At 54.7% G+C, this 12,530-nt stretch carries 7 protein-coding genes; 5 read left to right on the top strand and 2 right to left on the bottom strand.

The annotated features are described in order from the left end of the window. Positions 1-103 precede the first annotated feature (103 nt). From ACNFHO_RS04205 to ACNFHO_RS04195, 3 genes are all read left to right on the top strand, one after another. Positions 104-2,899 (top strand): UvrD-helicase domain-containing protein, encoded by a 2,796-nt coding sequence (locus ACNFHO_RS04205; RefSeq protein ID WP_416765352.1) that lies wholly within the window; start codon positions 104-106, stop codon positions 2,897-2,899. A gap of 136 nt (positions 2,900-3,035) precedes the next feature. Continuing rightward, a complete protein-coding gene (locus ACNFHO_RS04200) occupies positions 3,036-3,791 on the top strand; it encodes a hypothetical protein (RefSeq protein ID WP_416765351.1) in 756 nt (251 codons plus the stop codon). A 342-nt stretch (positions 3,792-4,133) separates the two neighbouring features. Beyond that, complete coding sequence (locus tag ACNFHO_RS04195) at positions 4,134-8,081, top strand: hypothetical protein (protein WP_416765350.1); 3,948 nt, start codon at positions 4,134-4,136, stop codon at positions 8,079-8,081. A 287-nt stretch (positions 8,082-8,368) separates the two neighbouring features. On the opposite strand, the gene ACNFHO_RS04190 is transcribed toward ACNFHO_RS04195, so the two are convergent. Then, positions 8,369-9,319, bottom strand: coding sequence for a hypothetical protein (locus ACNFHO_RS04190; RefSeq protein WP_416765348.1), 951 nt, complete (start codon positions 9,317-9,319; stop codon positions 8,369-8,371). Positions 9,320-9,618: 299 nt separating this feature from the next. On the opposite strand from ACNFHO_RS04190, the gene ACNFHO_RS04185 reads away from it, so the two are divergent. Beyond that, positions 9,619-10,311, top strand: coding sequence for an ImmA/IrrE family metallo-endopeptidase (locus tag ACNFHO_RS04185; RefSeq protein WP_254468869.1), 693 nt, complete (start codon positions 9,619-9,621; stop codon positions 10,309-10,311). Positions 10,312-11,046: 735 nt separating this feature from the next. On the opposite strand, the gene ACNFHO_RS04180 is transcribed toward ACNFHO_RS04185, so the two are convergent. Then, on the bottom strand, positions 11,047-11,388 hold the full coding sequence (locus ACNFHO_RS04180; RefSeq protein WP_416765346.1) for a hypothetical protein: 342 nt from the start codon (positions 11,386-11,388) through the stop codon (positions 11,047-11,049). A gap of 482 nt (positions 11,389-11,870) precedes the next feature. Here ACNFHO_RS04180 and ACNFHO_RS04175 point away from each other — a divergent pair, with 482 nt between their 5' ends. After that, a complete protein-coding gene (locus tag ACNFHO_RS04175) occupies positions 11,871-12,485 on the top strand; it encodes a class I SAM-dependent DNA methyltransferase (protein WP_065863746.1) in 615 nt (204 codons plus the stop codon). The last annotated feature ends 45 nt before the right edge of the window (positions 12,486-12,530 follow it).

Below are 12,530 nucleotides of genomic sequence, written 5' to 3'. Positions count from 1 at the left end.
GCCGGGATATTTCCAGATCCGAGATCTGAACCTATCCATGCGCACGTCCGAAAGCCCTGAAGATTAGGGTAGAATTGCGCCTATTTGAGCGTAGGAATCGTGCATGTTTTTGGAATGGACGCCATCTTGGCTAGGGCGCTTACTGACTAGATCAGCCAACTGGCGCCTCCTCGTCGAGAGCGATCGTCTTGTGGTGGCCGTCGGTGGGGAGCAATACCACATAGCGCCTGAAACGCTGCCAAGCTTTGAAATCAAACGCCGCATGCTCTGGTCGGAACTCGTGTGGCCCGCAGGCACGGGCGTGCGCTTTGGTGGACTCTCGAACCTACGCGCTCCGGCTCTGCACCGCGCGGTGAGCGATCTCCTCAAACGATCCCGCTGCCAACGCTTCGATTCCTACTACGCCAAGCTGTCCCGGTGGCTCGCAGAAGTTGACCATGCCTTAGCTACCGCTGATCAAAAGCACCGCTGGCTTACCCATGAAAATCAGCAAGCGTTACTGGGGTGCAAACCAAGCCTGGAGTTGAGCGTAGCGGCCCTGAAAGAGCTGCTTGAAACCCCAGAGGTGAGGGCTCATCTGAATGATGGGTATACCCAAGCTCAGCTCGATATCGAACGGTGGACGTCCGATTGGGTGAGCACATGGGAAGAGCGCAACAAGCTGCACACGAAGCGAGAGCTTCGTGACTGCCGGCAGCTTTTCGACAAGGTAGAAAGTAAGCCTTTGACTGATGAGCAGGCAGAGGCGGTGGTGTGCTTTGACAACCGAGTTCAGGTGGTCGCGTCAGCGGGCTCCGGCAAGACATCCACGATGGTCGCCAAGGCCATCTATGCCATGTATCGGGGGATTGTCAGCCCCAAGTCTATCGTCATGCTGGCTTACAACAGGGATGCGGCTGAAGAGCTTCAAGCGCGGGCCAATGCCTCTCTTGAACGCCTTGGCAAGCCTAGCATCGAGATTGCAGCCATGACGTTCCATTCGTTAGGGCTGAAGATCATAGGCTCAGCTACCGGAAGCACACCCCATGTGCCTGCATGGGCTCGCAAAAAGAAACTCGTGTTGGCAAAGCTATCCGACATTGTCGACGACCTCAAAGATGAGTGCCCCGCGTTCCGCACCCGCTGGGATATTTTCCGTTTAGTTTTTGGACGACACCTACCGCTTTCACGCAACGACAAGCTCTTCGATACGACAAACTCGGACGGCGAGGGAAAACTGGTCACCCTAAAAGGCGAGGAGGTGGCCAGCCAGGAAGAGTGCATCATTGCCAACTGGCTTTTTTACAACGGGGTCGACTACCAGTACGAACGTGCATACGAGCACCCGACCGCGACGTCAGAACATCGTCAGTACTTCCCGGATTTCTACTACCCAGGTCTTAATCTTTACCACGAGCATTTTGCTCTGGATGAAGATGGCCAGCCGCCTGAGCAATTCAAAAAATACCTGGACGGGGTGGCTTGGAAGCGTCAGATCCACAAGCAGAAGGGAACACAACTGATCGAAACGCTCTCTCATCAAGTGCGCTCTGGGGAAGCCTTCACTCATCTAGCGAAAGAGCTCACCGGCAGGGGCATCAAGCTTGATCCAAACCCTGATCGCCCAATCCCTCCCAATGGTCTGGAACCCATCAAGCATGCCGACCTGCTCGGACTGATCCGTACGTTCATCAACCATTTTAAAAGCAACTGCTACACGGAACAGGATTTGAAGGCTCGCTTGGCCGAGATGGACAGCGGCGCCTTCAAGTACAGATTCAACATGTTCGTTGACCTGCTGATCCCGGTGCTCAAGAAATGGGACAAGGCCTTGGCCGCAGAGAACGGAATCGACTTCGAAGACATGATTAACAAGGCTGCAGGGTATTTGGAGGCAGGGCACCGGTCGCCGTACGACTTGGTTATGGCCGATGAGTATCAGGACGCATCGCGAGCACGAGCCCGACTTTGCAAGGCCCTCGTTCGGCAGCCTAATCGGTTTCTGTTCGCCGTTGGGGACGACTGGCAATCGATCAATCGCTTCGCGGGCGCTGACGTTTCCGTCATGACAGGTTTCAAACCCTGGTACGGCCATGGCCAGGTTCTCCGGCTTGAAACGACGTTCAGATGCCCGCAGGCCATTTGTGACGTCTCAAGCCGATTCGTATCGAAGAACCCTGCGCAGTTCAAGAAGAACGTGAACTCTGTGACGGCGCCCATTGGGCCGGCCTTCCAGGCTATACAGGTCGGACACCGAAACAAGGTAGCCCAAGCGGTTGATAAGTATGTCGAGCGTCTCTACCAGCAGATCTGCGAGGGGAGAGTGCCTTTGGGGCGAGGCGGCAAAGTGACCGTCTTCGTGCTAGGGCGCTACAAGCTGGACGCCAAATTCCTGAGTAACGATTGGCAGCAACGGTTTGGGGAGCGCATGGCATTCAGATTCAAGACCGTGCATACCTCAAAGGGGGACGAGGCTGACTATGTGATTCTCCCAGGCATGGTCATGCGTGGGTTTCCAAACGTTAAAGTTGATGACCCACTGCTGTCCTTGGTCATGCCGCAGGGCGATACCTTTCCATCCAGTGAGGAGCGTCGGCTTTTCTACGTCGCACTCACGAGAGCCAGGCGCAGCGTCGCAATGTTCACCGTCGCAGGGCGCCGATCATCTTTCCTGCAAGAGTTGATCGACGAAGGTGTCGTGGCTCCCTGTGATGAGAACGGACAGACGATTAAACAACCAGTAGCCGCTGAGCGGAGCGCCGCAGCTGGTGCTGAGCAAACTCCAGCCAAGCCTAAAGGCCCATCGTGCCCAGGCTGTAAAGTTGGTGAGTTGATATGGCGTTTAGGGCCATACGGAAATTTCCAATCCTGCTCAACCTTTCCCAAATGTAAATACAAGCCGCCGAAGCAGCGCCTGTAAGTACGTCGGTCGTAAGCCTGCAGAATGTGCTCGCATATTCTGCAGGCGAGCCGTAGATGTCACAAAGGTCGTCGCTGCTGATCAGACGCTTGCCACCAAGATCGGTGAAGGCTCGGACGCGGGCACCCACTTCGTAATGGGCAAACCCGCAAGCCGGAATCTGTGGGATGAAGACGAATGCCTCCTTGAAGCAGAGGGTGTATGGGCGTCGTCCAAGGGAGAGAACTGGCTCATCACCTGTCAGTTGCACTACTCGAAGGTTGGGCGGGTAGGGTTCAGGTACAACGAAGGTGTCGCTACATGTACTGCTCTCGATGAAATAGACCTTTATGTAGAAACTGGCCAGCTGAACGTCACAATTTCACTGCCAGACGGCAAGGTCAGGCGGCCTTCGTATGCACTTGTCATCGATTCGAAAACCTGTGCGATCCTGGGAAGTTCGGTGGTATTGGATAATGACTTGAACAGATTGACGCGGGACGTTGTGAACAGTGCTTTCAAAGGCCCGAGTATCCTCGGCACGCCGCTCGACTACTTTGTCAAAAAACGGATCAAGATCAAACTGCACGGGCAGGTTCGCCCTGGAACCAAGCCGCTCTTGCAGCCCCAACCGCCTCTTGGACTCACGTTCACGTCCACGCCTCGACAATCGGGGGGAGTAGTAGAAAGGGTTGTGAGAAATGTTACCTCCCGACTGACCATCAACAATCAAGACCTGAAAAATTTGGGGCAATCATCACCAGTGTTCTCATTGGAGGATTTGACTCGCAGCCTCATCAATAGCATCGCCATCTATCACAACCATGTGCGGCCAGGCACTGAGCAGACGCCTGAGGAGTGCTGGGGACAATACTGGGGAGTGCCGCCGAGTTCACGTCGCGGCAAAATCTGAGTCGTATTATGTGATCGGCGCGTGACATCTGCTACGGCTATGCGCGGGGCAACACGTCGTTCCCCGTGCATGCTGATGGTCAGCTGCTGTTGGCGGCAGCGGCACACCGACTTGATTAATCCTCTCCCGGCCTGGTCGTGCATGCGGATCGTGCAGAGGTAAGCCAGCGCCAAGTTCCTGCCAGGTGAACAAAGGGTTCGCAGGCGACGAAGGCCGTGAGCTATCATCCCAACCCTCGTATCAGGCTCACCGGAAGTTCACCTTCCCGCTCAGACCCAAGATCGATCATTCAATCTTCGGCAGATGAATGCCTGGTAGCCGCCAGCCTGCTTGGAGACACGGATGTTCATTCGCTTGCGCGCCTTCTATAACCGGGCATTAGAAGCCTCTAACGCCTGGACTAATAAGTCCCGCAGCAAGCTAGCCGCTTTGAAGCGGTACCCACGTGCAGCCGTCAGCGCCTATCAGGCCGCACGTGCGTTCTTGGCCGCGCCCTCTCATGAGAATCTGTTCCAGCCGCTAACCCCAGTACTCATCGAGCCTGGGAAGATCCAGCGGTATGAGCGTGAGTTACTGAATGGGCTGAGGAACGATCAAGTCAGGAACATCGCGATCACGGGGGAGTACGGGGCAGGGAAGAGCAGCGTGCTTCGAACCTTCGTCCATCGCCACCCCGAGTTCGTCTACGCGTTTGTTTCGCTAGCCACATTCGGCAAGGACACCGAGATCTCTGGGGCGTATGAACTTGTTACCGATACCGACGCGACCTCGGAATCACCGCGCTCATCCGAACCCTCTGCAAAGGCAGGGCAGGATTTTAAGCCCGAGGAAAACAAGGCTGAATCTGATCTCGTTGCCCGGATTGAGGAGACGATCGTCCAACAGCTCCTGTACGCCGTCCCTGCAAAGACACTTCCCAAGACCCGCCTTAAGAGGATCGACCAAGCCTCGGGCCTGAAAATCTGGTGGAAAACGCTCTGCTATGGCCTCCTTATTCTGGCGGCGCTGAGACTGTACGTTCCTGTGGCAGAGAAGCTGCCAAAGATTGAACCGGCCTGGCTCCTGGAATGGCTTCTGTGGATCCCGAGCCCACTCGCCGTCGGAATCGCCGCGTTAGGGTGCATACACATGCTACACACGTGCCTGCGTCTGAGTTCGCTGTTCAGTATTGATGGTTTGACCCTCAAAGGAGGCAAGCTGGAGACCACCCACCATGGCTCCGTCCTGCACAAAAATATCGATGAGATCATTTACTGCTTTGAGCGAAGCAGCATCGACGTGGTGATCATTGAGGATCTCGACCGATTCGGCATTCATGACGTGTTCACCCGATTGCGGGAAATCAATTTCATCATCAAGCAATCACCTCAGGTGAAACGACCTGTCTATTTCGTCTACGCGCTGCGCGATGAAATGTTCGTCGTCGGGGAGAAAACCAAATTTTTTGACCTCATCGTCCCTGTGATCCCCGTCATCAACTCGGAAAACTCCCAGGAAAAGATGATGGAGCTTCTGAACCTTCGAACCTTCAAATCGAAACCCTTGGGCGAACACCTCGACCGTCGACTGGTGGAGACGGTCTGCTACTACATCGATGACCTCCGGTTGGTGAAAAATATCGTCAATGAATTCGATATGTTTTCAAATATCCTTGCCAGCGGCCTACGCCTGGAGCCAGACAAGCTGTTTGCGATTGTCGCCATTCGAAATCTCCATCCCGGCGCTTATGCCGATCTGGTCAAACGGCGGGGGGCGATCTATGAGGTCATCAAGGGCCTCGAGACCTGGAAAATCCAGCAGAACAGCGCCAACGCCAGACGGCTTGACGAATTGCAACGTGAGCGGGATGAGCGGGTCGCCGAACTGGCCAACAATGTCACTGAGCTGAGGGCCTACGTTTGGTTCACGCTTCTTCGATTGACCGAATCCAGCATCGCGACTCATGTCCGAGGTGGTGGTAACCGGTACACGCCACAACAGTTCGTAACTGACGAGGTATTCGACTTTTTGAAGAGTAATGCCGCGATCCTCACAACGGATGCCGTGCAGCAATATGGGCAGCCGACTAGTTACGCCTCTCGGAACGTCTCAATGACTGAGCTGCTCACCGCTACATCCTATGAGCGGCGCCACGCTTTGCTTGGGCGGCGACTTAGCACAATCGCAGATGAAATCGCGTCGGTGCAGAGACAATCGGATCAGGTCATCAGGATGTCGTTCACGACCGCCGTCAAGAAAGGGTATGGAGAGGTCGTAAGGAGCAATCTTCCAGGCTTGGATGTCGTGAGTTATCTGATGCAGCATGGTTTTCTCGATGCCGACTACACCGACTACCTAGGTTATTTCTATCAGGGATCGCTGACGCCTGGTGACAAAGATCTGATCCTTTCATTGAGACGTGGTGTGCTGCCTGAAGTCTCCGCGCCTGTCGACAACCCGAGTACCGTGCTGGAGAAGCTTAAGAGCGACGAGCTCGACGAGGGTAGGGGGATCATCGTCGATTTGATCGCCTGTCTCAGCGCCCGACCAACCTCGCTCGCGGCTGGCTCAGCAGACACACAGCTAAGCCATATACTGAGGAGCGGACTGGACGAGCACACCGAACGAATGGCCATCGCAGTGCGCGAGCTTTTGAGTCGAACAGACGCGGCTGGATTTATTCGCGCCGTGTACCGACTCGAACCCAAACTGTTTCGTAGCCTGTTCGACGCTAGGGAAACGGGGGATGCTGGTGGCGTTTTTGAAGGAAGCGAGGCCCGTCAGTCCTTCGTCAAAGCAATCGTCGACAACCTGCCGGAATCCGACTTCAAGACCCTGGCCTGTGATTCCTCGACGGATCTGGTGCCTACAATCGATGGGCTGGAAGATGCTTCACGGCTGATGCCAGGGTTAGAGAGCAATGTGGGAGCCTGGGCATGGCTTAGGGCTCACCCAGTCCAGTTTGCCTCACTGGGCCATACGATGAGTCTCGCAGACCTCGAAAGGCTGATCGACTGGGGCTGCATCAAGATCAACCTGCCTATGCTATCGCTGATATGCGCGAAGTCAGAAGCTGGACAGGATTCTAAAGACGCCAAATCCGAACCTGCAGATGTGGGCATCGTGTCCTTGCGTAGGCTACAGGCTTTGGGCATCAATGGGCTCGGTAATTATCTGCTCTCTCACGCCGATGAGCTCGGTAGCGTATTGCTAGATCAGTCTGCTGTCCTGGATGAATCAAGCGACTCCTTGACCAGCTTAATAGCAGAAGTGGACGCAGATCACGATCTGACAAATAGACTCTTCGATCACACGACCTGTGACCTACACACACTCACTGACGCCCCGAGATATCTTTGGGCAAAGGCACTTGAGAGTGATCGCCTGGTGGCCAAAGCTGACGCAGTGTGGATTTTTTTTGAGAAAGTCGTTGGGCCAGACGGCAACGTCTCGGAAGAAGAAATCGGATCGGAACCCACAGCGGTATTCACCGGCTTCATCGCTCGGAATGCTTCGTCTCTCAAGGGCACGCTGTGGCAGTCAACGAGCGCAGACTGGTCGCTGCAACAGTACCTTCTGAGTTCCACCGGTATCAGTAATGACGTGCTCCAGGTATTGCTCGATGGCGTCGTGCTTCAAGACTTAGCAATGATAAAAACAGCGCTACCTGAGGGTCGCTGGGGCATGCTGGTAGCCTCATCATTTTTGCCATACAGCTCGGAAGTCAGGGAGATCGTACTGAATACTTGCCCTCACCTCGAAGGCAAGTACCTGGTTGAACGGTGGCATCTAGCAAAAGCAGAGATCGATATCAGCTCGCTCCAGCTCGACACGATGCTCACGCTGAGCAAAAGCAAAGCGCTGTCACTCACACAGAAAATTCAGATGTGGTCAGGGCTTAGCCTGGAGACGATTGAAAGCAAACCGGAAGCGGTTCCAGAGCTCGGCCGTGTATCCATGCTGGCCAATCAAGCCGGCGCAAGGTTTGCTGATTCGCTGATGCCTGTACTGCGACATCTGGTTTGCAACGCGAGCCTCACCCCGGAGCAGCGCTCTGAAATGCTGACACAATCTCTTCCCGGGATGAAGTGGCCGGACATTGCTGCAGCTCTAGGCTTGCTCGACGATGAGGACTTCAAAACCGTGAGCGCGAAGGTCAAGAAGATCAAGGTGAGAAACACCGAGTCAAATCGGAGGTTGGTCAACGCGATGAAATCTGAAGGGTATTTGGCAACGGTGACCACTGAGGACGACGTCATCATCGCAACCACCAGGCCCTCGTCAATGACTTCTGAGAACGGATGGCTCTAGTCTGAGCGCTGAAGATAGCAGCTTAGCGACCATGACTTATCTAGCTGCTCGTAAAAGCAGCATGGGCGAGGGGAGTGCAGACGTGAAGCATGGGGCTGTTCTTGTGCCAGCAGGGGGGCGATGCTGGAGCTGTAGAGTGGATACAAACCAATTCGATAGGCCCCTCAGCCCTGACGCCCTAGGACTATTTCTCCCGGAATAGTCTGAGCCGTTAGCGCTCGCTCCGCATCAATGGCAGGCCCGAACCACCATCGGCATATGCTTCGGGGTGGCTGAGGCTTCACCGGCTACTTGTCGTACCTGGAAGGCAATGGGCAGTCGTAGTTAACGTCAACCATGTCCAAGTTCTTCAGCTCGAAATTGGCGTAGCTCGTCCCCTGTGACGTCCGTACTGTGGGCTGTCCGTACAGAAACACAAACGCAGTGGGTTTGGGCTGCTGGGAGATCTTTGCAAGCCTGGTAGCCATGAGGTTTTTGAGTTTGTAGCGCTCGACGAGCGTGTCCGAAACGAAGCTTGAGGTCGTCAGGCTTTCGGTTCCGCGCATCAAGCATTTCTTGAACTTGATCCGGTACGCGTCATTTTTTCTAGTGCGATCGATGTAGGCCCACCCATAGTAAATGACAGGGTGGTCGGGGAGGTCATTCAGATCCTGCTCCCAGATGCATTTAAAAATGCTGTCGTAGGCCACGTCCTGGCCGGCAATATTGAGCCGGCGAAACTCCAAGGTGTTGTCGGTTCGATACCGGATATACCGGCTTACTACAGAGCGCACGGAGTAAATGGGGCCTACGATCCCGGATTCACCCAGCTTGGTCGTGTAAGGCCTTGTGTTTCTAGCGCGTTGTTTCGCCACATGCACATCAGCGCTGGGATCCTGAGTCGGTTCGTCATAGTACGAGTCAGGTCGATCAAGCTTGAACACGTCAACAATGGACTCATCGACGGTTTTGCGCTCCTGCCCATCGGGGCCGCTCGGCTCAACCTCAAGGTCGATCGCCTTCCCGTTGATGATCCCGCATGCCTCACTATGCTCTCCGTAAACCTTGAAGTGCGGCACGACCCGCATGCTCTGCACGTCCTTGTCCAAATTCGCACAGGTCACCTGGGCCGCACAGTCCGCTCCAGGGCAAACGAAGGCTCGTTTATTGGTAATTACACCTGCCCAAAACAGGTCATAGGCTCGATCGGGATCGACAAAATCTCCAGCCTCAATGCTGAACGCAACATCCAATGCCATGCTTCTTGTCAAACCTCCGGTAATCCTTTCGATGGCCCCCAACGCTACAGCGGGCGACATCAAGGGTTCGATGTGTGGATAGCGTCTGGCACGCCCTCATCGGCCACCGCCGTAGCCGAATCCTCGCACACAACCTGGAGCAGGGCGAACATAAAGATGGCTAAATGAAATCACGTTTTTTCTTGTGCCAAACTCTTCCACCGTTCATCTGAAAAAACCATATGGAGGGTTAGTCATGTATTGAAACCACTACATATTGGGCTAAATTGTTTTTTATAGCCTACATGTGGTGTTCTGCCATGAATGAAGCTTCAATCGAGAAAGCAGCGACTGACCTGCTCATGCAGATTTACCGTGATCGCCGGTACCTCTGGCCAGATCAAGAAATTCCACCGATGATGATGCGCAGCCCCCGGATCGCCGCCATGGTCTGCGGCTACGACTATCACGAATATCCCACCCTGGGAGACACCCAGTTCAACCGGCATAAAACCGGTACTCGCATTGCGGGCCTGATTGACCGTCAATCCAATAAGATCGCTGTCGCGACCGAGTTTGGTGACAAAGTTCAGCTCTTCACGGGGGCCCATGAAGTCGGCCATCTTGTGCTGCATGAGGACACCGTCATGCATCGTGACCGCGCGTTTGATGGCAGCCCGTTGCAAACACCGCGGGCACCCGCAGAGCGACAAGCCGATCGCTTCGCGGCCTGCTTCCTCATGCCTCAAAAGTTGGTGAGGGAACGCTTCGAATTTATGTTCTGCTGCAAGGGACAGCTGCGCTTCAGCGACGTGATTGCCTATCACCTCGACCCCAACAATCCGGATCGGCTCCTCTACGCCCCAAAAGAGTCGGGAGAACGTGAACTGGCTCTGGCGCGATGCACCCGCTTCAACAACCAGAACCTGGTGTCACTTGCCCAGCAATTCGGCGTCTCGGATTCGGCGATGGCCATCCGGCTCAAGGAACTGGAGTTGGTGCGATGGCCATAAAGCGGGCAGGGGTCACAGCATACAAGCAAAGGCATCCCTTGATGGCGACTGCACGAGGAGCGCGCAGACGTGAGCATGGACGCCCGAAGAGCCAAGACGAGGCCTGATGGCCGAAACACGGTTAACGAAAGCCGTCCCCGCAGAGGCACGCTTAACGCATCCATTAGAATGCGAATAGCAGTTCTCACTCACCAACAGGCTTGCGACTAACCAACATAACCGTCAAGCCGCGAATCTTTTCCGAGGCACTGGAGATCTCTGGATCATCAGACCCAGCTGCGCTGTCTGCCAGAGCGTCTCTGATGGAAACAAGGATGCGTCCCAGCGCTTTGGGATAGTAAGAACTCCGATCGTCTTTGGGAAAATTGGAATCGATGGGAGAGGGTGGAGCGGATCAATATTCAGGTAACGCAGGTAACGACCAAAGACTTCATCGAAATGGGGCGACAACGGCAGCCAGCCATCCTTGGCTGAGCGAAGCTCAACCCAACGTCCGTCGACCTACGATTGAACTGAGCGAGATGGCTGGGTGACCTGGCGTTTCCCATGACGCTCCAGAGCCGGCGGCCCGAGTACCTAGCCATGATCAGGTACATCTCAATTATTCGGAATTCATGCACGCCCAAGAAATTTGGTAGTGACTTCAAGACCCATTTCAGCTCAGCATCGGTCAAAAAACCGATTGCCTTGGGTTGCTTGAAAGCAAGATCAGCAAGGGGCTGCGCGGCAACGTTTTCACGTGAGGCTGAAGTATCCTTGAGGTAAAAATCCAGAAACTGCGTCGCCGGGTTCCTGCACGAAGCGAGCCTGTTTGCCGTACACAGTCCAAGCTTTTGGCGGGTTGAGCACAAACTCTGCGTAGTTCTCAAAGTCGTTGCGGCGCCAGTCAACGAGTGACAGGCCATGAGCAAAGCTCCAATTGAGCATTTTCTCCAGACCCATAATGCAGCTGTGGTACTGGCGGTGAGGATTTTCTGCACCCCAATTGTGAGCAATCCAATTCACATACCTGTCGACGTACCAGATGTTGATGAAGGGATGGGCTGCCGGGTCTATCTGGGCTAGCCGATCAGCCACAGCCAGATTCGTAGGAAAGGATCGAAGCTGATTTGGCCTCCAGTAAACGTAGGGAGGGAAAATCGGGAATGGGATGAACGGCCGAGTCATGACAGAACCAGGGGGCTAGAATGAGTGATGGCTCCTTTAACCTGTAGCAGAAAGCTGCAGCATTGCCATGGTGGATGTCGTGGTCGAATGGGGTTCAGGGTCGGGTGGGGTCAACCGGAGGTTAGTGAAGGGCCATGCGCAGAGATAGGATTATGAATGGAACCCAAGCTTTTGAATTTCTGGGAAACGGGGTTTTGTGGGGATTTGACCGGAGATATGTGGGATTGGACAGACACTGATCGAGATCAACTCTCACAATACTCAATTTAACATAATATACATTATGCGTATTTCTGTATTTCCCATACGAGCCACACCCAAGGTACATTCGACTCTCAGCAAGCCCCTCATGAGCCTTCACCCTTCAAAGCCGATCAAGGATGCTCCAGTTCATGTCTCACCATCCATCCGCAGATCAGATCATCAGTCTCTACGACCGCCACGCCGCTACGTGGAACGATCTGCGCGTCAACCATTTCATCGACCGCAAATGGATCGAACGCTTCCGTTCATTGCTACCGCCGTCTGCGACCGTTCTGGATCTGGGCTGCGGCTCCGGCCAACCCGTGGCACGTTATCTGATCGACGCCGGCGCGTCTGTCATCGGTGTAGATTCGTCTGAGCAGATGCTCGCACTGTGCAGCGCGCAATTTCCAACGCAGGAATGGATTCACGCGGACATGCGCACATTGGCGCTCGATCGCCAGTTCGCGGCCATCCTGGCCTGGAACAGCTTTTTTCATCTCAAGCCCGACGATCAGCGCAAGATGTTCCCGATATTTCAGCGTCATGCCGCACCTGGAGCGCTGCTGATGTTCACCAGTGGGCCTTCTCATGGCGAAGCCTTGGGCGTTTTCGAGGGTGAAACGCTGTACCATGCGAGCCTCGACCCTCAGGAATACACGGCACTGCTCGCCAACCACGATTTTGAGTTGCTGGAGCACATCGCAGAGGACGCGGAATGCGGTGGCCAGACGGTTTGGCTTGGGCGTCGCCTGTCTGATTAATAGGCATCTAAATTATAGCTACGCTAAATAACTATTTAGTTGAGT

The organism is Pseudomonas sp. NY15374, assembly GCF_048068255.1.
Taxonomy (GTDB): domain Bacteria; phylum Pseudomonadota; class Gammaproteobacteria; order Pseudomonadales; family Pseudomonadaceae; genus Aquipseudomonas; species Aquipseudomonas machongensis.
The sequence above is the reverse complement of the archived record's forward strand: the minus strand, read 5'-3'. Positions and strand labels throughout refer to the sequence as shown.